The following is a 20,964-nucleotide window of genomic DNA, read 5'->3' as shown; positions in this document are numbered from 1 at the left end:
GCCGGTCGCGGCGCTGCGGCGGGGGGCGGGGTAGGCGCCGCGGCCGGTCGCGGCGCTGCGGCGGGGGGCGGGGTGGGCGCCGCGGCCGGTCGCGGCGCGGGCGCCGGTTGCGCCGGGCCCTGAGGCCCAGGCTGTGCTAGCGCCGAAAGGCTCGACAGCGTAACAGTCATGCCCAGCAGCGCCGATGTAGCTAACCTCATGCAGTTCTCCCTTGTGCGGCTCGCCCGCGCGCCGGAGTCCAGCACGCACTCGACGACGGGCTTATGACCTGGACGTTACAGATCTGTGTAGGTCGGAAGGCGAGCGGGCCGGACAATCGCGTGCGGAGTGGGGGGCGTCAAGGCCCCGTTCTGGTGACTGGGGCAAATGTTGGCGGCGCAGCACCGGGGAAAGGCCCGGGAAGGATCACTGGATGACGACAAGCGTGCGGATCACGGCGGATGTCGAGGTGCTCGACAACAGCACCTTGGTGGCCCTGGCGGGGCCAGGGAACGAGAACCTCAAGCTCATCGCGCGCACTCTTGGCATCGAGTCAGGCGTTCGAGGCAACACGATCCGACTCGCCGGGGACGCGGACAAGGTCGCGCTCGCGGAGCGGTGCCTGGCGGAGGCGGCGCAGATGCTGAGGAGCGGCGTGGTCCTCGATCCGCAGGACTACGTGCGCGGGGTGCAGGCGCTCCGGGACGACCCGGGGATGACCCTGCGCGACCTGTTCGAGGATGTCGTCCTCATCTCGGCGCGCCGCAGGCCCATCTCGGCGAAGGGGCTCGCGCAGAAGCGGTACATCCAGGCGATCCGATCGCACGACATGACGTTCGGCATCGGGCCGGCGGGGACGGGCAAGACCTACCTCGCGATGGCCATGGCGGTCCACGCGCTGCTCGAGCGCCGCGTGAAGCGGATCATCCTCACCCGTCCGGCCGTCGAGGCGGGAGAGCGGCTCGGCTTCCTGCCCGGGGATCTCGCCGAGAAGGTGAATCCTTACCTGCGTCCGCTTTATGACGCTCTCCATGACATGATGGACGCGGACAAGGCGCAAGGCCTCGTGACGCGCGGTCAGATCGAGGTCGCGCCGCTCGCCTTCATGCGCGGCCGCACGCTCAACGATTGCTTTGTCATCCTCGACGAGGCGCAGAACGCGACGAGCGACCAGATGCGCATGTTCCTCACCCGCCTCGGCTACGCCTCGCGCGCGGTGGTGACGGGCGACGTGACGCAGGTCGATCTCCCGCACGGCGCGCGCAGCGGCCTCGCGGAGGCGCGCGAGCTGCTCGCGGGGATCGAGGGGATCGCGATCTGCTCGTTCACCGAGGTCGACGTGGTGCGTCACCCGCTCGTGCAGCGGATCATCGTGGCGTACGAGCAGCGCGACGCCGAGGTGGCGCGCCAGCGCGAGGAGCGGCGGGGCGAGGCGGCGCGCGGCGGCGCGCGCGGCAGCGGCGCGGCGGCTGCCGAGGCCGCGGCCGCGCTGCAGGGCCGGTCGCCAGCGGGCGAGCCAGGTGGCGCTGGCGAGGCGAGCTGACGCGAGGCACCGCTGACGAGAACGCCGGCGCCGGCGTTCTCGTCAGCGGTGCGGGTCATTTCTTCTTCAGCTCCACGGGGGACTCGCGCACCAGCAGGGCGTCGGGCCCGGTCACGCGGATTTCGCCCTGGATGACGTTTTCCTTCAGCTTGCCGACCAGGATGCCGGTCATCGCGTTCGGCGCGCGCGGATCATCCGGGAAGACCGAGGCGCGGACCATGCCGTCCTCGACCTTCCCGACGACGGTCGCGTCGCCGAGCGCGCCCTTCGCGGTGCCCTTCAGCTCGCCGCTCGCCTCGATGGTCAGCGTCACCGTGCCTGCGCCCGTGGCCTGCTTCCCGTCGTCCTTCTGGCGCGCGGCATCCTTGACCTTGGGGGGCAGCACCACGCTCCCCTTCTTGGCGTCGTAGCGCCCTTCCCATGTCCCCTGCCATGCAGGCGTGGCCTGGGCCGCTCCCGCGTCTGCTGGCTCGCCCGCGCCCGCCGCGGGCTCCGCGGCGACGGAGCTGGCCGCGGAGCCCGCGGCTGCCGCGCTCGCCTGAGGCGGCGGGGGTGCGGGCCGCTCCGGTTCGCCGGGGCGCGGGGGGCTGTCCTCGCATGCCGCGAGGCAGGCGAGGGCGAGGGACAGGAGGAGCGCGGGGGCGACGCCGCGCGCGGGGTGACTACGGGCGCGTGTTCCGGTGGGGGTCACGCGGACGCTTTTATTACGTGCCGGGCTGGCCGTCGCGTCGATTTGACGGGCCGCCGCCGTCGAGGCGCGTTGGGCTGCGGGTCACGACGGCTTGCGGAACGCCAGGGTCCAGTGCCGGTCGCTGGTCAACTGCGCGCATTCCGGGGGAATCTGGAGCGAGCGCAGCATCTCGCGCACCTCCTCGAGCGAGAGCGCGGCGCGCAAGGACGCGTCGAAGAGGGCTCGTTGGTACGGGGTGTCGTTCGCTGCATACGTGTCGACCAGGGCCGCGAGCGACGCCTCCGCCTCGGGACGGACCAGGTCGCGCACGAACAGGAGGCCGCCGGGCTGGAGGACGCGGACCATCTCGCGCAGCACGCCCATCGGCTCCGGGATGTGGTGGACGATGCTGTTCGAGAGGACGGCTGAAAACGCCTCGTCCGGCTCGGGCAGCGCCTTGGCGTCCACGAGCGCGAGCGCGATGGCGGCGGCGAGCCCGGCCCGCTCGACGTGGCTGCGCCCGAGGGCGAGCATCGACGCCGAGAGATCGATCGCCTTGATCCGCGCCGTGGGCACGCGCCTGCAAAGCTGGATCGGCAACAGGCCGGTCCCTGTGCCGACGTCGAGGGCGTATCCGAGATCGGGATCGTGAGAGAGGAGAGCGTCGCAGAACGCCGTGTTGACGGCGGCGTGGTCCATGCTGTCGTACGCCCGCGCGTCCTCGTCCGTATCCATGACCTCCGGCTCGAGCACGCGGACCAGCGACATGCGCGCATCCTTCTCCGCGACGGAGGCTCATGTCAACCGATTGCCGACGGCTGGACAATCTCTGCCGGCCGACGGAGCATCGTGGATGCTGGGTCGTCGTGGATATGGACAGGAAGGCGTATGAAGAAGTCGAGGTGGAGCGGGCTGAGGCCCGCCATCGTCCTCAGCATTGGAGCAGGCGCCAATGTCGTAGAGGACATGCGCTCCGGCGAGCGTGCCGCGCGCTCGAGAGCGCCGGGCCGAGGGCTGAGCGCTCTCGCGTGCGCCGAGCGGGGAACCTGAAGATCACGATGAGCTCTCCTCGGCGCTCTGCTATGTAACGAGAGGGCTCGTCGGCCGCGCCGCGCTCACGCGGCCGCTCCGCCGGATACGGCGACCCGAACACGTCGCTCCGCGCCGCGCGCTGGCGGCGTCCACGCGAGATCTCGAGACCTGCGCTGCTCTGCAAGGAGAGCGCGCGTCGGCGGGGGGGCGGCGCCGGCGCGGAGTGGTCATTCCGAAGAGCTCGGCGGGTCCCTCGGATCGTGGGGAAGCGGTCGATGATGGCGGCGAGCGAGTCCCGGGCGATGGGCGCATGTCGCGCGAAGCGCTCGAGCAGCGGCTTGCGACGAGCCCGCGGGCGACTCGCACCGGCGCCGCTGCTCTCCAGGCGGGCGCGCGGCATAGACGCGAGCGTCGCGCCGCGGGCGGACAGGGAGGATGCCCCCGTCGAGAGACCCTGGCCTCGTGGACCATGGCGCGCGAGGCGCTCTCGAGTTGGCGGTGGTCCTGCCTCTCCAGCGCATAGCGAAGATGCCGCAGCGCCCCTCCCGCCGGGCGGGCATCTCATCAGGCTGCTTCACACACAGGTCAGGCGTGCGCCCGGGGCGTGCAATGTAGCCACGCGCTGGTCGCCCGTGTGGGGTCGCCAGGCGCTCGCGCCGTGCGCCAGGTGCTTCAATGGTTGGTTGGGAGGCGCCTGGCCGACGGTCGACGCACCTCGTACTTGTACGCGAGCCCTCATTGCCGCCCGTGACGGGCACGATCGAGGGGAGCGGGCCGCCCGGTCTCATACAGTGGTTACCCGACCTGCCGAGCACCTGAGACAAGCAATGCCGCGGTGCATCGTGAGCCGGAGGTGAGGGGGATTGGGCGCGGACCGGGCCGTCCTGCGCGGGGGAGGGGTCTCGGCTATCAATCGACGCTCGCCGGGTTTCATCGCTCGGCGCCTGTCGAGCAAAGCAGCCCAGCCGTTCGTGGCCGTCCAATGAGCTCTCCGATTGAGCCCGCCCGCAGCCCCTATTGAGAGAAAAGACGGTCCGCTATCCTCAATTCGCTTGACCAGGCAAGTGGCAACGGCATAGTCGTATCCAACCGCCGAGCTGGATTCGGCGACGAGGGAGAGCACATGGCAACGGATGCCTTTTCACAGCAGATTGTAAACCTCGTGCGGAAAATGCCGGACGAGGCGATCCTCGCGCTCGTCAAGAATCAGCTGGGCGCCGTGACCGGCGAAGCGCCGTTGGTTCCTCCGCCGGCGCCGCGCCGCAGCCGTTCGCGCGCCCGCGCTGGAGCGATCCAGTCCAAGACCTCTTCCGTCGCGGCCAAGCGCGGCGCCGCGCCGAAGCGGCGGCCCGGCCGCCCGCGCAGCTCGCCCGCCGCGTCGGCGGAGCGTCAGGAGACGCTCGATGCTGTCGAGCGCGTCGTCAAAGCGAGCTCTGGCGTCAGCGCGAGCGAGGTTGCGAAGCAGGCGGGCATCCCGCAGACGCGCGCCGCCGCCGCGCTGAAGGAGCTCAAGCTGGAGAAGCGGATCTTCCAGGGGGGTGATCGGCGATTTGCTCGCTATGCCGGCGACGCGAAGACGGCCGAGCAGGCGAGCGCGAACGCGCGCAAGACCGCGGCTGGACCTGCGCCTGTGAAGAAGCCGAGCGCCAAGGGGCGTAAGCGCGTCGCCCAGCCTGCTGCTCCGGCCAAGTAGGGCTGGACACCACCACGCACATCAGCGTCAGAGGGGATGAAGGCTATGCTGACGCGCCGCGTTCAGAATGGCTGTCCCGTTCGAGACGGAGCTCATAGCGGGCTCCAGGTGAGCCCGCTATCCTCAGAGGCGGTGACGTACCAGCCGCGGCGGGATGTCCCGGTGACGTCTGCCTGGAGGAGCATCAAGAGTCGACTTCCGAAGGAGATGAGGGCTCCGAGCTCGATACGGCCGCGCTCGCCCGTGCCCTCGCCGATCACCCTCGGGACGTCGTAGATCTTACCTACCTCCGGCGATTGCGCGATGTAGAGCCCCCATCGCGCGGCGGCGCGAGAGGTCATCACCGCTGCGACTCCCTCGCGTGTGGGCGCCAGGGCGACCGAGCGTTCATGCGGCTCCAGCCAGGGGCGAAACGGCGGTTTCTCGGCGATGATGCAGGTACCTTCGAGGGTGCACGTCGCGAGCGTGAGCTCTCCGGTCGCGGGCGTGATGACCTCGACCATGATCCGATTGGCTGCACAGCCGACCGCGGCGCCGGGGGCGGCCTTCGCGGGCAGCTTCAGCACGGCTGTTTGCGTCGCGGAGATGGCGACGACGGCGGTCCTGTCGGGCGGCTGAGGCACGAGCTGGATCGACCACCCTGCGAAATCGCACGCGGGTGTCGCGGAGAGCGCGGCCGCTGCCGCCGGGCTCATCACGAGTCCATCGATGCTGCGAGGCGCGTCGAGCGGCTTCCCCGGCGCGGGCACGGGTCGTACGAGGAGGTTACGCCCGCGCACCGAAAGGATCGCCGGCGGTCGACCATACGGCACGGGCAGCGCCTGTTCTTGCGCGGGGAGCGGGACCAGCGGCGCCGTCGGGGCGCCGGGCGGCCCCGCATGGACGAGCGTTGCGCGCCGGGGCTTCGTCTCGACGAGCAACGCGGCGCTCTCGGCCGAGAGCACCGCAGGCACCACGTTCACCGGCGGCCGTGCGCCGCGGCTCAGCTCGGGCAGCGTGACGGGCGAGGGCGCCGAGAGGTCGGCCGCGTCGAACGGCGCGAAGAAGAGGCTCGGCGGATCCACGGCGGGCGGCGCCCCGCCAGCGCCCCGCGCCTGCTTCGAGAGATCCGGGCCGCGCGGACCGACGGTGAGCACGGTGGAGCCGTCCTCGCCGACCGACCAGGTGGACCACCCCTCCCGTAGCCGCCGCAGCGAGCGCCAGGTCCGGCCCGCGTTCTCGGTCACGAGCGCGATCGCCTCGTTCTCGACCTCTCCTGTCACCACGGCCCGCTTGTCGTCGAGCACGAACACCCGTCGCCATCGCGTCGACGACGGCGCGAGCGCCGAGTCGATGCCCCGCGCCTGGCCGATGGCCGTGGTGAGCTCATCCGACGAGGCAGCGCCCGGGGGCGGCTGGACGGTGATGGGCTCTGCCTTCTTCTTCTTTCCACACCCGATCGCCAGGAGGGCGATGAGGGCAGCCGCGGCGGCGCGGCGCCGCGCCGTCGCGCTCACTCCGGGGTCGAACATCGACGATCTCTTTGCAGGTGTTTCCGTGCATTCCGGCGCTGCGTCGAGGCGCTCCCCTCGACTGGCGCGCTCGCTCGCGCCGCGCGCGGGCCGTCGTGCCGGAGCGCCGTCCGCCGATCCCCGGCGGCGAACACGCGGCGCTTGCCTCGTTCCCTCGAGGCCTCGTCACCGACTCCGTACCCGCTCTGCGGCCGCTCAGCGCCGGCCGCACCTCGCGCGGCCAGCACTAGTCGACCTGCTCCGGATCCACGCAGCACCGGAAGCCCGTCGAGTAGTCGTGGTAGCCGAACGAGTGCGCGGTCGTGGCGTATTTGCAGCCCTCGCCGTTGCGCGACGTGTCCATGAAATAGCCTCCACGGAAGGTGCCGCTCGGGTCGTCGACCCACTCGTGGAGGTTGCCTACCATGTCGAACACGCCGTAGGCGTTCGCGCACCCCGCGCGCTCGCCCGTCGGCAGCAGCGCGTGGGACAGCTGGTTGATGAGCGGGTTGTTCATCGCCGTCGTCCAGAGCTCCTCGGACTTGATCTCGAGCAGCGCCGCGATCTCGGCGACGGGGTGCACCGGGCGCTCGTCGTCGTTGCACACGCCGTGCTGGCGGAGCGCGCCGTAGGGGAAGAGCGTGTCGTCCGGCCCGCGGCAGGCGGTCACCCACTCGTCCGTCGTGCACAGGCGCTTGCCCGACGCCGCGCACGCCATCTTGGCCTGTCGCCCGCTGATGTACCCCTGCGGGATGACGCCCGGCCAGGACACGGCGCGCACGCGGCGCTCGATGCCGTCGACCGGGTCGAACGGCGACCAGGGGCGCTCGCCGGCGGGCGTCAGCTCCACGAGGGAGCTCTCCCAGCGGTCGACGCACACGCGATCTTCGACGAGGGCCATCTCCGCGGGGCAGCGCCCGCTGGAGGTGGAGGAGAACATCTGGCCGGAGCCGCCCTCCGGCTCCATCGTGGACGAGAGCGTGGCGCCGTCCTTGACGGTGGCCATCGCGCTCTCCTTCGCCTTCATGGGCCGCTCCGCGGCGACGGCGGCGCTCGCGTCGAGCGAGGCGCGCATCATCAGCCGCGGTGTGATCTGCTCTGCTGTCGTCGACCCCGGCGCGCAGCCGGCCGATGCGACCAGCAGACCGAGCAGGGCACCGCCGCGGAATGGACGCGCCCCCGACGAACGAGAAGGGGAAGTTGCCACGCGCGGGCGGGAGAAGTCCTTGGCCACGGAGGAGCCGAGGATCCCTTCCCGCCATCTTTTTTGCAACCGAATACCGCGCTCGGGGATCCCCCGAATGCGTGTACATGAGAGGCTGCGCACGCCGCGGCGCTAAGGTGGGCGCGAGCTGGCGAGAGGCCCAGAGGTCATCGGATGTGCGTTGAGCGTCGGGGGAAAAGAACCGCGAGAGCAGACCGGGCGCGCGCCGCGCCCTGGCCTCGCCAACCCGACGGCGCTCGGAGCGCTAGAAGGACATGGCGTTCAGGTAGCACTCGTCGTACGCCGCCTGGCACGTGACATCAGCAAGCTCATTCATGCAGTCCACGAGGTCCTGCTCCGCGTCCGTGTTGAAGGGGTTCAGATCCGCCTCGCACTTCCTCGCGTCGAACGGGCTGTCCCCGCAGGCCTCGGAGATGGTGTCGCAGAGCCCCGCGGCCTGGTCGGGGCACGCGTTGGCGTAGATGCGGTTGATGCACGCCTGAACGGGCTCGGTGTCGCACGCGCGCTCCACGCCGATGTCGCTCAGGCAGTCCACGAGGTCCGCGGCGTGGCCCGGGGCGAAGATCTCGAAGCCGTGCTTGCAGAGCCCGTAGCCGATCGGCGCCTCGTCTCGGCCTGCGCCGCACTGGCTCGTCGCGCCCTGCGCCGGCGAGATGTTCAGCTCATCGCACTCGGCGACCGTGAGGTTGCCGTCCGAGTCCTCGATACAGGCCCCACCTCCCTGGCCGCCATCGCCGCCCTGGCCGCCGTCGCCGCCCTGGCCGCCGTCGCCCCCCTGACCGCCCTGGCCGCCATCGCCGCCATCGCCGCCATCGCCGCCATCGCCCCCGCCGGCGGACGAGCTGGACGTCACGCCGGGGCCGGTCGCCTGATCCACGTCGTTGTCGGTGTCCTCCGACGTGACGACGCAGCCAGCGAAGAAGGTCGGCAAGATCAAGGTAAACGCGAGGAAAGAATAACGCTGACGAGCAAGCATGGTCACGTTGCCTCCTACAGTGTCAGGGAAAAGCTCCTGGGCTTGGTACGTTCGACTGAGCCTGGGGCTCTCCTATTCCCCTCGCAATCCTGTTCTTCGCGCTCATCGAGCCGCGGCAGGAAGATCGCCGGGCGGGCGCGGCCGCCTGGCTTCCGCTGAGGCGCTCCATCAGGCGCCGCTCAGGCTGCCCGGAGCGCCTGTTTCCAAAATGTTTCGTGATTGTCAAGGAAAAGTTTCGGGAGTATGAACGGCCGGCCGCCTGCCGAGACCGGGCGGGGTCCGCACGCCCTCCTGACGCGCGTTCAGGAAAATCTGAAAGGTTGCTCAGGTGGCGTCGGCTCGAGGAACAAACTGAAAGGAAGCGGAAGGATCGCGCTTGCGCACGGAGCGCGCCGCTGGTAATCACCGCGCTCCGTTTTCCCGGGCGATCGGGTGTCCTCCCGGTCTCCCAGTAGAAGAGCCGTAACGGCGCTTCGATCTCAGCTCCGCCCCTTCGGCCGCCGCGGGAACCCCCCCGGTGACGCGAAGGGGGTTCGCGTCGGTGGACGTCGGGTTGGGATCGGAAGCGTACGACGGTGCAACCGGTTCGCAGTGAACCGAAACCCGGTACGGAGTTTCTCCGCCCGCCGGTGTCGCGAGGTGTCTCGAATGGTAAGCAAAGCCAGTGCGATGTTTTCGCGGATCGCCCCGCGCAAGGCACGCATGATCGCCGATCTCGTCCGGGGTCGCGACGCGGACGAGGCGATCCAGCTGCTCTCGTTCACGCAGAAGAGCGGCGCCCCTGTCCTTCGGAAGATCATCGAGAGCGCGGTCGCGAACGCCCAGCAGGCGGGCGCCGACATCGACGCGCTCTTCATCAGCAAGGCGACCGTCGACAAGGGGCCGAACAAGTTCAACCGTCGCTGGCGGCCGCGCGCGATGGGCCGTGCGACCCGGATCACCAAGGGCGTGTCGCACATCGTCATCGAAGTCGACGAGAGAAAGTAAGTAGAGGACCTGCCGCTATGGGACAGAAGACCCATCCGTATGGCTTCCGCGTCGGTGTCATCAAGACGTGGAGCAGCAAGTGGTACGAGGACGGCGCCGCGTATCAGAAGTGGCTCCACCAGGACATCCGCATCAAGCGCGCGATCAAGCAGTACCTCTACAACGCGAACATCGCCGGCGTGGAGATCGAGCGCGCCGCGAACCGCGCGAAGGTGATCGTCTTCACCGCCCGCCCCGGCATGGTGATCGGCAAGGGCGGCAAGGGCATCGAGACGCTGAAGAGCGGCAACGTCGGCACGGCGTCCAAGGGCGAGACCCTCTTCCCGGGCGTGTCGTCGTTCACGGACAACGAGGTCTTCATCGACGTGCAGGAGGTCCGGAAGGCCGAGACCAACGCGCAGCTCGTCGCCGAGAACATCGCGACGCAGCTCGAGCGCCGGATCGCGTTCCGCCGGGCGATGAAAAAGGCCGTGTCCACCGCGATGAAGTTCGGCGCGAAGGGCATCCGCGTGCGCTGCGCCGGCAGGCTCGGCGGCAGCGAGATGAGCCGCGTCGAGACCTACCGCGAGGGCCGGGTGCCCCTGCACACGCTCCGCGCCGACATCGAGTTCGGCCTGGCCGAGGCGAAGACGAAGGTCGGCATCATCGGCGTGAAGGTCTGGATGTTCAAGGGCGAGGTCCTGCAGCGTAAGGCGCGCCGGATCCAGTAGAGGGATTGCAGAATGCTGTCTCCGAAGCGAACCAAGTTCCGCAAGATGCAGAAGGGGAACAACCGCGGCCTCGCCACAGCGGGCAGCGACGTCTCCTTCGGCGACTTCGCGCTCCAGTGCGTCGAGCCTGCCCGCGTGACCTCGCGGCAGATCGAGGCGGCTCGTATGGCGATCACGCGGCACGTGAAGCGCGCGGGCAAGCTCTGGATCCGCATCTTCCCGGACCGTCCGGTGACGAAGAAGCCGCTCGAGGTCCGCATGGGTGGAGGAAAGGGCGCGCCCGAGGAGTGGTGCGCGGTCGTGAAGCCCGGTCGCGTGATGTACGAGATCAGCGGCGTGAGCGAGGAGATTGCGAAGGAGGCGTTCCGCCTCGCGGCGCACAAGCTCCCGATGCAGTGCAAGTTCCTCGTCCGCGGGCTGACGTGAGGTAGGCGATGAAGGCGAAGGATCTCCGGGAACGCACCACCGATCATCTGCGCGAGCTCGAGAAGTCGCTCGCGGCGGGGCTGTTCGAGGCGCGCTTCAAGAATTTCACGAACCGGCTGAACGACACGGCGACGATCCGCAAGGCGAAGCGGGATCTCGCGCGTGTGAAGACGATCCTCACGCAGCGCGCGCGTGCCGAGGAGAAGGCGTAGCCATGGCGAAGAATAAGGCAGAGAACCAGCAGCCGGTCGCTGCGGCGCCCGAGCTGGCAGCCGCCGCGCCTGCGCAGGCCGAGACCGAGGCGAAGGCGCACGGCTTCCGGCGCAAGCTGGTGGGCAAGGTGACCAGCGACAAGATGAACAAGACGGTCACCGTCGAGGTCATCCGGAACGCGCTCGACCCTGTCTACAAGAAGTACGTTCGTCAGCGGGAGCGCTACAAGGCGCACGACGAGACGAACCAGTACAAGGTGGGCGACCGCGTCGAGATCATGGAGCACAGGCCGATCTCCCGCGACAAGCGGTGGCTCGTGACCAAGCTCGTTGCCCGGCCGGTGGAGGAGTAGCGCCATGATCCAGGTGTCGACGCATCTCGAGGTCGCGGACAACTCCGGCGCCCGTGTCGTGAAGTGCATCAAGGTTCTCGGCGGCTCGCGCCGCAAGTACGCCGCCCTCGGCGACGTCATCGTCGTGTCGATCAAGGAGGCGTTGCCGGGGACGAAGGTGAAGAAGGGTGACACGGCGCGCGCCGTCGTCGTCCGCACCGCCCGCGAGTACCAGCGCTCGGACGGCAGCTACATCAAGTTCGACGGCAACAGCGCGGTCTTGATCAACAAGGAGAAGGAGCCGATCGGCACCCGTATCTTTGGGCCGGTCGCTCGCGAGCTCCGCGCGAAGAAGTTCATGAAGATCATCTCGCTCGCCCCGGAGGTCCTCTGATGAAGCGCCTCAAGGTCGGTGACCTGGTGCAGGTCATCAGCGGCAAGGAGCAGGGGAAGCAGGGCCGCATCACCAAGATCCTCGCCGACACGGATCGCGTGGTCGTCGAGGGCCTGAACACGGTGACCCGCCACCAGCGGCCCACGCCGCGCAATCAGGAGGGCGGGAAGATCACCAAGGAGGCGCCGATTCACGCCTCGAATGTCATGCCGGTCGATCCGGCGACGGGCAAGCCGACGCGCGTGAAGGTGCGCGTGGGTGAGGACGGCAAGAAGACGCGCGTCGGCAAGAGCGGCAGCGCGATCGGTGTGGGCTAGCCATGGCGGACAAGAAGGACAAGGACAAGGCGGCCAAGGACGGCGGCAAGGGCAAGGACAAGCCCAAGTCGCAGCAGGCCAAGCCGCAGGCGCCCGCCAAGAGCAAGGAAGCCAGGGGCACGAAGGCCAAGGGCGCCGAGGCCGAGGCCACCGGGCCGGCCGAGGTGCGCCCGCGCGACCCGAACTACACCCCGCGGCTGCGGACGCACTACCGGAAGAACGTGACGGCCGCGCTCTCGAAGCGGTTCGGCTACAAGAACCCGATGATGGTGCCCCGCCTGCAGAAGGTGGTGATCAACATGGGGCTCGGCGCCGCGGTGCAGAACCCGAAGATCATCGACTCCGCGGTCGAGGACATGCGGGCGATCTCCGGCCAGAAGCCGGTGGTGACCCGCGCCCGGAAGTCGATCGCCACGTTCAAGCTGCGCGAGAACCTGCCCATCGGTGTGATGGTGACCCTGCGTGCCGAGCGGATGTGGGAGTTCGTCGATCGTCTGATCGCGTTCTCTCTGCCGCGCGTCCGTGACTTCAAGGGCGTCAGCCCGAAGGGGTTCGACGGCAAGGGCAACTTCACGATGGGCCTGCGCGAGCAGATCATCTTCCCCGAGATCGACTACGACAAGATCGACGTCGTGAAGGGGCTCAACATCTCGTTCGTGACCACGGCGAAGACGGACGAAGAAGGACGCGCGCTCCTCACCGAGCTTGGCATCCCGTTCCGGCATTGAGGGATTTTCGATGGCCCGTGCAAAAGAGTTTGCGAAGCTGAACCGTCCGCCGAAGTTTGCTGTGCGGCACAAGAACCGTTGCAAGGTGTGCGGGCGCTCGCGCGCCTACTACCGCGACTTCGAGCTCTGCCGTGTCTGCCTTCGGCTGTTCGCGCTCCGTGGTGAGCTCCCTGGTGTGATCAAGGCCAGCTGGTGATTCTATGATGACCGATCCCATCGCCGACATGCTGACCCGCATTCGCAACGCGGCGCTCGCGCGGCACGACCGGACCGAGATTCCTGCCAGCCGCATCAAGGTTGCGGTTGCGGAGATCCTCAAATCCGAGGGCTTCATCGCCGACGTGCGCGAGACCGAGGGCGAAGGTCCCAAGAAGCTCACGATCGTGCTCAAGTACGGGCGCGATCGACAGAGCGCGATCGACGGCGTGCGCCGCGTCTCCCGCCCTGGGCGCCGCGTGTACGTGCGTCACGACAGGATCCCGCGCGTGTTCAGCGGGCTCGGGATCTCGATCCTGAGCACCTCTCGCGGGCTCATGAGCGACAGGGATGCGCGCCGTCTGAAGGTGGGCGGCGAGCTGATCTGCGAGGTGTGGTGATGGAAGCACAGGCGAACGCAGCCCAGCCCGCGAAGGGCAGCGCGAACGGTGACAGCCGGCTCGCGACGAAGACGTCGCGCGTCGGCAAGCGGCCGATCGACCTTCCGAAGGGGGTCACCGCGGCCGTCAACGGCCGCAAGATCGACATCAAGGGCCCGAAGGGCCAGCTCTCGCGCGCGATCACCGACAAGGTGGACGTCAAGCTCGAGGGCAGCAGGCTCCACGTGACCTCGGTGGCGCCCGGGCGCGACGGGTCGCGCCTCCAGGGGCTCACGCGGGCGCTCGTGGCCGCGATGGTCAAGGGCGTCGCCGAGGGCTACGAGCGGACGCTCGAGCTCAAGGGCACGGGCTATCGCGTCGAGCTCAAGGGCACGACGCTGAACTTCGCCCTCGGCTTTTCCCACCCGGTGACGTTCCCGGTCCCGACCGGCCTCACCGCGACGATCCCGGCGGACTCGAAGGGCACCGTCCTCGTCCTGACGGGCGCGGACAAGGAGCTCATCGGGCAGACCGCCGCGACGATCCGTGGCTTCAGGCCGCCGGAGCCGTACGGCGGCAAGGGCGTCCGTTATCGCGGCGAGCGCGTGCGTGAGAAGGCTGGCAAGGCCGGCAAGGGCGGCAAGAAGTAAGGGCGAGCGGCGGCCGGTAGGCCGCTGCACCGAGGGACGAGACGGTCATGGGCATGAAAATCGTCGGTCGGGAGCGCCGGAAGCTCCGCATCCGCAAGAAGGTCGAGGGGACGCCGGAGCGCCCGCGCCTCAGCGTCTTCCGCAGCTCGAAGCACATCTACGCGCAGGTCATCGACGACGTGAGCGGCAAGACGCTCGCCCACGCCTCGACGCTGTCGAAGGACCTCAAGGGCTCGCTCGACGAGGACAACAAGGTCGAGGCGGCGAAGAAGGTCGGGGCGCTGATCGCGAGGATCTGCAAGGAGAAGCAGATCGGCAAGGTGGTCTTCGACCGCAACGGCTATCTGTATCACGGGCGCGTCAGCGCCCTCGCCCAGGCGGCGCGCGAGGCAGGTCTCGATTTTTGACTCCCACAGCCGCTGCCCTGCAGATGAGGGCGGCGGGCGCGGTCAACTGCCGCGGCGGAGCACGTGATAGAGGACGGTTATGGCGTTCGATCATGTCGACGAAGAGAAGCTGAAGGAGCGAGTCATCCACATCAACCGCGTCGCCAAGGTCGTCAAGGGCGGCCGGCGTTTCAGCTTCTCGGCGCTGGTCGTGGTGGGGGACGAAGCGGGGCATGTTGGCGTCGGCCTGGGCAAGGCCAACGAGGTGCCGGAGGCCATCCGCAAGGGGAACGACCAGGCTCGCAAGAACCTGTTCCGCATCCCGCTGGACGGCGTGACCATCCCGCACGACTCGTTCGGGCACGTCGGGGCGGGCAAGGTCCTGCTGAAGCCGGCCAGCCCTGGGACGGGCGTCATCGCCGGCGGCGCGGTGCGCGCCGTCGTCGAGTCGGCGGGGATCCACGACGTGCTGTCGAAGTCGCTCGGCACGAGCAACCCGCACAACGTCGTGCACGCGACCGTCGCGGCGCTCCGCGGGCTCAAGAGCCCGGAGAGCGTCGCCGGGAAGCGGTCGATGCAGCTCGACTCGCTCGACTACCAGCGCCGCGGCGGTACGAACACCGCAGGCCGCCGGCGCGCGAGCGTGGCGCCCCCGGCGCAGGGCGGCGCGCCCCAGGGCGGAGCGCCCCAGGGCGGTGGCGGTGAAGGAGGCTCGCAGTGAAGCTCCGCGTACGTCAGAAGGCCAGCAACATCGGCCAGGTCGAGCACACCCGCAAGGTCATCAAGGGGCTCGGCCTGCGTGGGCCGGGGTCCGAGGTGGTCGTCGCGAACACGCCCTCGTTCCGTGGCATGGTCAAGAAGGTCCTCCATCTCGTCGAGGTGGAGGAGGTCGCCGACGAGGCAACCTCCCCGAAGTCCTGAGAAGCGAGATCGTCATTCCAGCGGAGTTGCCGCGTACGGAAGTGTGAAACATGGACATCCTCTCTAAGCTTCAAGCCCCTGAAGGCGCCGTAACCAAGAAGCTCCGCGTCGGCCGCGGCGTGGGATCCGGCTTCGGCAAGACGGCTGGCCGCGGACAAAAAGGGCAGAAGGCGCGCGCGGGCGGCAACATCAACAAGAAGCACTTCCAGGGCGGACAGACGCCGATCCAGCGTCGCCTCCCGAAGCGCGGCTTCCGCAACCCGCTCGCGGACATCGTGGCCAACGTCAACGTCGGCGCGCTCGAGTCGTTCGAGGACGGCGCTCAGGTCGACGTGATCGCGCTCCATGGGAGCCGCCTCGTGCAGGGCCGGTTCGACGTCCTGAAGATCCTCGGCGGCGGTGAGCTCACGAAGAAGCTCACGGTGACCGCGCATCGCTTCTCCAAGGGAGCGATCGAGAAGATCGAGAAGGCGGGGGGCAAGGCCGTCGTGCTTGCGCCGCCCGCTTCCCAGGACAACTCGGCGGACGCCTCGTCCTCCTAGCCAGCGCGCAGGCGCACCCCCCAAGCCGGAGTCCAGGAACGCCTATGGCCAGCCTCGCGGGAATCACCAACTTCCACAAGATCCCCGAGCTCCGGCGGCGCGTGATCTTCACGCTGGTGATGCTCGCGGTCTACCGGGTTGGCGTCTTCGTGACGACCCCGGGCGTCGACCGGAACGCGATGCGGCAGTACGTCGCGAAGCAGTCGGGCGGGCTTCTGGGCTTCTTCAACATGTTCTCCGGCGGAGCGCTGGAGAACCTGTCGATCTTCGCGCTCGGGATCATGCCGTACATCTCGGCATCGATCATCATGCAGCTCATGGGCATGGTCTACAAGCCCATCGACGAGCTGCGGAAAGAGGGCGAGCAGGGGCGCCGCCGGCTCGATCAGTACACGCGGTACGGCACGGTCGCGCTCTCGCTGTTCCAGGCCTTCTCGATCGCGAAGATGCTCGAGGGCCTGTCGAGCAGCGAGACCGGGGCCGGGATCGTGAACCACCCCGGGATCGGCTTCCAGCTGATGACGGTCATCACGCTGACGACCGGGAACGCATTCCTCATGTGGATCGGTGAGCAGATCACCGAGCGCGGCGTCTCGAACGGCGTGTCGCTCCTGATCTTCGCGAGCATCATCACGCGCATCCCTGAGGAGATCGGCAACTACTTCGCGCAGAACGCCGGCGATCTCCAGCCGCTGTCGATGGCGGCGATCGCCGTGTTCGTCGTGCTCGTCATCGGGGTCATCGCGTTCTTCGAGAACGGCAGGCGTCAGATCCCAATCGTGTACTCGCGCCGCCAGGTCGGTCGCCGCGTCTACGGCGGGCAGACGGCGCACCTGCCGCTGAAGGTGAACACGGCGGGGACCATTCCCCCCATCTTCGCCTCGTCGCTGCTGATGTTCCCGCAGACGCTCGCGAACATGAACGTCCCCGGGGCCGACCAGCTCCAGGCGATCATCAACCGCGGCGACTGGGTCTTCAACACCGGCTACGCGCTGCTCATCATCTTCTTCTGCTTCTTCTACACGAACGTCACGTTCCAGCCGGTGGACGTCGCCGAGAACCTGAAGAAGCAGCAGGCAAACATTCCCGGGATCCGGCCAGGCAAGCAGACGGCGGACTACATCCACCGGGTCATCCAGCGGATCACCGTCGGCGGCGCCCTCTATGTCGCCGCGGTGTGCGTGGTCCCGTCGATCGTCGGCAACCTGCTGCGTGTCCCGTTCGGCTTCGGAGGGACGTCGCTCATGATCGTCGTCGGCGTCGCGCTCGACACCGTGAACCAGCTGGAGGCACACCTGATCACGCGGAGCTACGAGGGGCTGACCGGCCCCGGTGCCAGCCGCATCCGGGGCCGCAGGCTCCCGGAGGCGTGACGGAGGTCATCATGATCTTGGTTCTGGTGGGACCACCTGGAGCTGGAAAGGGTACGCAGGCGAAGCTGCTGTGCGCACGCTACAGCATCCCGCAGATCTCGACGGGCGACATGCTGCGCGAGGCGAAGCGGGCGGGCACGCTGGAGAAGCGTTACCTGGACATCATGGACTCGGGCGGGCTCCTGCCGGATGAGGCCGTTATCAGCCTCATCGATCGCCGGACCGCCGAGCCCGACTGTTCGGCCGGTTTCCTCCTGGACGGATTTCCCAGGACGGTGCCCCAGGCTGACGCCCTCGACGCGCTCCTCGCTAAGGGCGGCAGCGGCATCGATGCGGTGATCCAGCTGGACGTTCCGCGTCCGCTGCTCGAGGAACGGTTGATCCATCGCCGCACCGACAAACGCAGTGGACAGATATACCATCTCGTTTATAATCCGCCGCCCCCCGGTGCGGAGCTGGAGCATCGAGCCGACGACCGGCCCGAGGCTGTCGGCAAGCGTCTTGATGCCTACGAGGCGATGACGGCCGCTCTTCTTCCGTTCTACGAACAGAAGGAGCTGCTGCGTCGCGTTGACGGCGTCGGGACGCCGGAAGAAGTCACGCAGAGGGTGATGTCGGCCCTCGGCCGACCGGGCTCGGGTGGAGAATGAGGCGTAAAAACCAGACCAGACCGCCGAAAGAACCGAAGGGCGACAAGCTCGAGTTCGACGGCGTGGTTCAAGAGGCCCTGCCGAACGCCATGTTTCGTGTGAAGGCGGACAACGGCCTCGGCGTCCTCGCCACCATCAGCGGCCGGATGCGGCAGTACTACATCAAGATTCTGCCGGGCGACCGCGTGACCGTAGAGGTCTCGCCGTACGACCCGAGCCGAGGCCGGATCACGTACCGGCATAAGTAACGTATTTTTTGAGGAATCTGGAGGCTCCCCGTGAAGGTGCGCCCGAGCGTCAAGAAGATCTGCGACAAGTGCAAGGTGGTGCGGCGGCGTGGTGTCGTTCGGATCATCTGCGAGAACCCCCGCCACAAGCAGCGCCAGGGGAACTAGCTCTTTCGGCGGAAGCCCGCCCCCGTTTTGGTTTGGAGTAACCATGGCTCGTATCGCTGGTGTCGATCTCCCGCGTCGAAAGCATGTCGCCTACGCCCTGCCGTACCTGTTCGGCATCGGGCGGACTCTCGCCTTGCAAATCTGCGAGAGGACCAACATCCCGCAGGACAGGCGGGTCGAGGAGCTCAGCGACGCTGAGGTAAAGGCGATCCGCGACCTCCTGGACGCCGAGTACAAGGTCGAGGGCGACCTGCGGCGCGAGGTGCAGCTCAACATCAAGCGGCTCATGGACCTCGGCTGCTACCGGGGGCTCCGCCATCGGCGTGGCCTCCCGGCGAACGGGCAGAGGACGCACACGAACGCGCGCACCCGGAAGGGGCCGCGCAAGGGCATGTTGCAGCGGCGTCCTGCCGCGACGAAGTGACGAGCGGGGATTAGGACGCCATGGCGCAAGCGAAGACGGCTGCCACCACAACCAAGACGAAGCAGAAGAAGAAGGTCAAGAAGAATGTGTCCGCGGGCATCGCGCACATTCAGTCGACCTTCAACAACACGGTCGTGACGATCACGGACATCAACGGCAACGCGATCGCGTGGTCGTCCGCTGGCGCTCGCGGCTTCAAGGGGTCACGCAAGTCGACGCCGTTCGCCGCGCAGCTGGCCGCGGAAGAGGCCGCGCGGCGTGCGCAGGAGCACGGGATGCGATCGGTCGCCGTGTTCGTGAAGGGGCCGGGGGCCGGGCGCGAGAGCGCGCTCCGTGCGCTCCAGACCGCTGGCTTCAAGGTGACGCTGATCAGGGACGTCACGCCGATCCCCCACAACGGTTGCCGGCCGCCGAAGCGGCGCAGGGTTTGAGGTAATTCACGATGGCTCGCTACATTGGTCCGGTCTGCAAGCTCTGCCGCCGCGAGGGGATGAAGCTCTACCTCAAGGGTGAGCGGTGCTACTCCGAGAAGTGCGCGTACACGCGGCGCCCGTATCCGCCCGGCCAGCACGGTCAGGGGCGCATCAAGCTGAGCGAGTACGCGGTGCGCCTGCGCGAGAAGCAAAAGGTGCGTCGCATCTACGGCGTGCTCGAGCGGCAGTTCAGCGGGTACTTCCAGGAGGCCAACCGGCGCAAGGGCCGGACGGGCGAGGAGATGCTCGCGCTGCTGGAGCGCCGCCTCGACAACGTGGTGCACCGGATGGGCTTCGGCTCGTCCCGCGCCGAGGCGCGCCAGCTCGTTCGGCATGGTCACGTCCACGTGAACGGCAAGCGGCTGGACATCCCGAGCTACGTGGTTCGGGCCGGTGACCGGATCGATCTCACCGAGGGGGCGCGGAAGTTCAAGAGCGTCCTCGCGTCCGTCGGCGGCGCGGACAAGCGCCCGGTCGCGAGCTGGATCGATGTGGATCGCGCGGCGTTCACCGGGGCGGTCAAGGGCGTCCCGATCCGCGAGGACCTCAACGAGCCGGAGATCCGCGAGCAGCTCGTCGTCGAGTACTACTCGCGCTGATCGCGCGAGGGCGGCGCCGAGGAGGCAGGGTCGCGAGCGCACCTCTCGGGGTGCGCTCGCGCGCTGCGGGCTCCCCTCGGCGTCGTCGGCCTGCGCGGACGCGCGGGCGCATGGAGCCACGAATGCGGGCAGGAGGCGGCGCCGGACTGGTCGAGTGCGGCCGCGGCGTGAGACCTCCGCGCAGACCCATGAAGGAAGGAGATCGGCATGACGATGAACAACCCGAACCTCACGATGGTGGCCCGTAACTGGCGGGATCTGATCCGGCCCAAGGGCATCTCGATCGACGCGGAGAGCGGGACGCAGTTCTACGCCAAGTTCACGTGTGAGCCCCTGGAGCGCGGCTTCGGGATCACGATCGGGAACTCGCTGCGCCGCGTGCTGCTCTCCTCCCTCCAGGGGGCGGCCGCGACGGCCATCCGCATCGAGGGGGCGCTGCACGAGTTCACGACGGTGCCGGACGTGGTCGAGGACGTCAGCGACATCATCCTCAACGTGAAGGAGGTCGTCTTCAAGGCGGCCACCCCGAAGACGTATTCGGTCCGGATCGACCGCGAGGGCCCCGGGCCCGTGTACGCGCGCGATATCCAGCTGGTCGACGGGCTGTCGGTGCTCAACCCCGACCACCTCATCGCCGTGCTCGACAAGAAGGGCCCGCTCTCGATGGAGCTCACGGTCAACGTGGGCCGCGGCTACGTGCCCGCCGAGCGCAACAAGACGCCGACCATGCCCATCGGGACGATCCCGATCGACGCGCTGTTCTCGCCGATCCGCAAGGTGAACTACACCGTGCAGAACGCCCGCGTCGGGCAGGTGACCGATTACGACAAGCTGACGCTCGAGGTCTGGACCAACGGCTCCGTCTCGCCGGCGGATGCGGTCGCCTTCGCCGCGAAGATCCTGAAGGAGCAGCTCTCCATCTGGGTCAACTTCGAGGAGAGCGAAGAGACGAGCTACCAGGCCGTGATGAGCGACGACGAGCCGCTCAACGAGAACCTGTTCCGTTCCGTCGAGGAGCTCGAGCTGAGCGTTCGCTCCGCGAACTGCCTGCAGAACGCGAACATCACGCTCATCGGCGAGCTCGTGCAGCGGACCGAGCAGGACATGCTCAAGACCAAGAACTTCGGTCGCAAGTCGCTGAAGGAAATCAAAGAGATCCTCGCGAACATGGGGCTCTCGCTCGGGATGAAGATCGACAACTGGCCGCAGCTCCTCGAGCGCTGGAAGGCGCAGCAGGCGCAGGCGTGAGTCGGTACTGAGGG

30 protein-coding genes are annotated in these 20,964 nt (G+C 68.3%); 25 read left to right on the top strand and 5 right to left on the bottom strand.

Annotated features, from left to right (window positions below):
• Positions 1-412 precede the first annotated feature (412 nt).
• Complete coding sequence (locus WME89_RS47160; RefSeq protein WP_438006082.1) at positions 413-1,522, top strand: PhoH family protein; 1,110 nt, start codon at positions 413-415, stop codon at positions 1,520-1,522.
• 55 nt (positions 1,523-1,577) lie between these two features.
• On the opposite strand, the gene WME89_RS47155 is transcribed toward WME89_RS47160, so the two are convergent.
• Positions 1,578-1,910 (bottom strand): hypothetical protein, encoded by a 333-nt coding sequence (locus WME89_RS47155; protein WP_438006081.1) that lies wholly within the window; start codon positions 1,908-1,910, stop codon positions 1,578-1,580.
• Between the two features lie 384 nt (positions 1,911-2,294).
• Entirely contained in the window at positions 2,295-2,960 is a 666-nt protein-coding gene (locus WME89_RS47150; RefSeq protein WP_438006080.1) for a class I SAM-dependent methyltransferase, read from the bottom strand.
• A 1,387-nt stretch (positions 2,961-4,347) separates the two neighbouring features.
• Here WME89_RS47150 and WME89_RS47145 point away from each other — a divergent pair.
• On the top strand, positions 4,348-4,917 hold the full coding sequence (locus WME89_RS47145) for a hypothetical protein (protein WP_438006079.1): 570 nt from the start codon (positions 4,348-4,350) through the stop codon (positions 4,915-4,917).
• 92 nt (positions 4,918-5,009) lie between these two features.
• Here WME89_RS47145 and WME89_RS47140 read toward each other — a convergent pair whose 3' ends face one another.
• The 3 genes from WME89_RS47140 to WME89_RS47130 form a co-directional block, all read right to left on the bottom strand.
• Positions 5,010-6,428: a hypothetical protein gene (locus WME89_RS47140; RefSeq protein ID WP_438006078.1), complete on the bottom strand. Its 1,419-nt coding sequence runs from the start codon at positions 6,426-6,428 to the stop codon at positions 5,010-5,012.
• A 226-nt stretch (positions 6,429-6,654) separates the two neighbouring features.
• On the bottom strand, positions 6,655-7,485 hold the full coding sequence (locus WME89_RS47135; RefSeq protein ID WP_438006077.1) for an SUMF1/EgtB/PvdO family nonheme iron enzyme: 831 nt from the start codon (positions 7,483-7,485) through the stop codon (positions 6,655-6,657).
• A gap of 391 nt (positions 7,486-7,876) precedes the next feature.
• A complete protein-coding gene (locus WME89_RS47130; protein ID WP_438012058.1) occupies positions 7,877-8,608 on the bottom strand; it encodes a hypothetical protein in 732 nt (243 codons plus the stop codon).
• A 648-nt stretch (positions 8,609-9,256) separates the two neighbouring features.
• Between WME89_RS47130 and rplV the strand changes: the two genes are divergently transcribed.
• From rplV to WME89_RS47015, 23 genes are all read left to right on the top strand, one after another.
• Positions 9,257-9,595, top strand: a complete 339-nt coding sequence (gene rplV / locus WME89_RS47125) for a 50S ribosomal protein L22 (RefSeq protein ID WP_012240567.1) — start codon at positions 9,257-9,259, stop codon at positions 9,593-9,595.
• A 17-nt stretch (positions 9,596-9,612) separates the two neighbouring features.
• Positions 9,613-10,305 (top strand): 30S ribosomal protein S3, encoded by a 693-nt coding sequence (gene rpsC / locus WME89_RS47120; protein ID WP_020740980.1) that lies wholly within the window; start codon positions 9,613-9,615, stop codon positions 10,303-10,305.
• A 12-nt stretch (positions 10,306-10,317) separates the two neighbouring features.
• Positions 10,318-10,731, top strand: coding sequence for a 50S ribosomal protein L16 (gene rplP, locus WME89_RS47115; protein WP_437504560.1), 414 nt, complete (start codon positions 10,318-10,320; stop codon positions 10,729-10,731).
• A gap of 8 nt (positions 10,732-10,739) precedes the next feature.
• The gene (gene rpmC, locus WME89_RS47110; protein ID WP_061609599.1) at positions 10,740-10,943 is read left to right on the top strand and encodes a 50S ribosomal protein L29; all 204 of its coding nucleotides are present in this window, start codon (positions 10,740-10,742) and stop codon (positions 10,941-10,943) included.
• A 2-nt stretch (positions 10,944-10,945) separates the two neighbouring features.
• Positions 10,946-11,296: a 30S ribosomal protein S17 gene (gene rpsQ, locus WME89_RS47105; RefSeq protein ID WP_437621461.1), complete on the top strand. Its 351-nt coding sequence runs from the start codon at positions 10,946-10,948 to the stop codon at positions 11,294-11,296.
• Between the two features lie 4 nt (positions 11,297-11,300).
• Positions 11,301-11,669 carry a 50S ribosomal protein L14 gene (gene rplN / locus WME89_RS47100; RefSeq protein WP_061614904.1) on the top strand — a complete coding sequence of 123 codons (369 nt, stop codon included), beginning with the start codon at positions 11,301-11,303 and terminating at the stop codon, positions 11,667-11,669.
• The gene (gene rplX / locus WME89_RS47095; RefSeq protein WP_061609601.1) at positions 11,669-11,986 is read left to right on the top strand and encodes a 50S ribosomal protein L24; all 318 of its coding nucleotides are present in this window, start codon (positions 11,669-11,671) and stop codon (positions 11,984-11,986) included. Before rplN ends, rplX begins: the two co-directional genes overlap by 1 nt.
• Before the next feature lie 2 nt (positions 11,987-11,988).
• Entirely contained in the window at positions 11,989-12,714 is a 726-nt protein-coding gene (rplE, locus tag WME89_RS47090) for a 50S ribosomal protein L5 (RefSeq protein WP_438006076.1), read from the top strand.
• Between the two features lie 10 nt (positions 12,715-12,724).
• Positions 12,725-12,910, top strand: a complete 186-nt coding sequence (locus tag WME89_RS47085; RefSeq protein WP_438006075.1) for a type Z 30S ribosomal protein S14 — start codon at positions 12,725-12,727, stop codon at positions 12,908-12,910.
• Positions 12,911-12,914: 4 nt separating this feature from the next.
• A complete protein-coding gene (gene rpsH / locus WME89_RS47080; protein ID WP_436620002.1) occupies positions 12,915-13,310 on the top strand; it encodes a 30S ribosomal protein S8 in 396 nt (131 codons plus the stop codon).
• Positions 13,310-13,939: a 50S ribosomal protein L6 gene (gene rplF, locus WME89_RS47075; protein WP_438006074.1), complete on the top strand. Its 630-nt coding sequence runs from the start codon at positions 13,310-13,312 to the stop codon at positions 13,937-13,939. The genes rpsH and rplF overlap by 1 nt, the downstream gene beginning before the upstream one ends.
• 47 nt (positions 13,940-13,986) lie before the next feature.
• A complete protein-coding gene (gene rplR, locus WME89_RS47070; RefSeq protein WP_438006073.1) occupies positions 13,987-14,346 on the top strand; it encodes a 50S ribosomal protein L18 in 360 nt (119 codons plus the stop codon).
• 79 nt (positions 14,347-14,425) lie between these two features.
• Entirely contained in the window at positions 14,426-15,046 is a 621-nt protein-coding gene (gene rpsE, locus WME89_RS47065) for a 30S ribosomal protein S5 (RefSeq protein WP_437657214.1), read from the top strand.
• Positions 15,043-15,246, top strand: coding sequence for a 50S ribosomal protein L30 (rpmD, locus tag WME89_RS47060; protein ID WP_437621456.1), 204 nt, complete (start codon positions 15,043-15,045; stop codon positions 15,244-15,246). Before rpsE ends, rpmD begins: the two co-directional genes overlap by 4 nt.
• 50 nt (positions 15,247-15,296) lie before the next feature.
• The gene (gene rplO / locus WME89_RS47055; protein WP_438006072.1) at positions 15,297-15,788 is read left to right on the top strand and encodes a 50S ribosomal protein L15; all 492 of its coding nucleotides are present in this window, start codon (positions 15,297-15,299) and stop codon (positions 15,786-15,788) included.
• Positions 15,789-15,832: 44 nt separating this feature from the next.
• Complete coding sequence (gene secY, locus WME89_RS47050) at positions 15,833-17,161, top strand: preprotein translocase subunit SecY (protein ID WP_438006071.1); 1,329 nt, start codon at positions 15,833-15,835, stop codon at positions 17,159-17,161.
• Between the two features lie 11 nt (positions 17,162-17,172).
• Positions 17,173-17,811, top strand: coding sequence for an adenylate kinase (locus WME89_RS47045; RefSeq protein ID WP_438006070.1), 639 nt, complete (start codon positions 17,173-17,175; stop codon positions 17,809-17,811).
• Entirely contained in the window at positions 17,808-18,059 is a 252-nt protein-coding gene (gene infA / locus WME89_RS47040; protein WP_012240550.1) for a translation initiation factor IF-1, read from the top strand. Before WME89_RS47045 ends, infA begins: the two co-directional genes overlap by 4 nt.
• Positions 18,060-18,089: 30 nt before the next feature.
• Positions 18,090-18,206, top strand: a complete 117-nt coding sequence (rpmJ, locus tag WME89_RS47035) for a 50S ribosomal protein L36 (RefSeq protein WP_012240549.1) — start codon at positions 18,090-18,092, stop codon at positions 18,204-18,206.
• A 43-nt stretch (positions 18,207-18,249) separates the two neighbouring features.
• Complete coding sequence (gene rpsM, locus WME89_RS47030) at positions 18,250-18,630, top strand: 30S ribosomal protein S13 (protein WP_437305542.1); 381 nt, start codon at positions 18,250-18,252, stop codon at positions 18,628-18,630.
• Positions 18,631-18,650: 20 nt separating this feature from the next.
• On the top strand, positions 18,651-19,061 hold the full coding sequence (rpsK, locus tag WME89_RS47025) for a 30S ribosomal protein S11 (RefSeq protein ID WP_061614895.1): 411 nt from the start codon (positions 18,651-18,653) through the stop codon (positions 19,059-19,061).
• Between the two features lie 11 nt (positions 19,062-19,072).
• Positions 19,073-19,702, top strand: coding sequence for a 30S ribosomal protein S4 (rpsD, locus tag WME89_RS47020; protein ID WP_437621455.1), 630 nt, complete (start codon positions 19,073-19,075; stop codon positions 19,700-19,702).
• A 207-nt stretch (positions 19,703-19,909) separates the two neighbouring features.
• Positions 19,910-20,950 (top strand): DNA-directed RNA polymerase subunit alpha, encoded by a 1,041-nt coding sequence (locus tag WME89_RS47015; RefSeq protein WP_438006069.1) that lies wholly within the window; start codon positions 19,910-19,912, stop codon positions 20,948-20,950.
• Positions 20,951-20,964: the final 14 nt, after the last annotated feature.

This window comes from Sorangium sp. So ce321 (genome assembly GCF_051530195.1).
Lineage (GTDB): Bacteria > Myxococcota_A > Polyangia > Polyangiales > Polyangiaceae > Sorangium.
The sequence above is the reverse complement of the archived record's forward strand: the minus strand, read 5'-3'. Positions and strand labels throughout refer to the sequence as shown.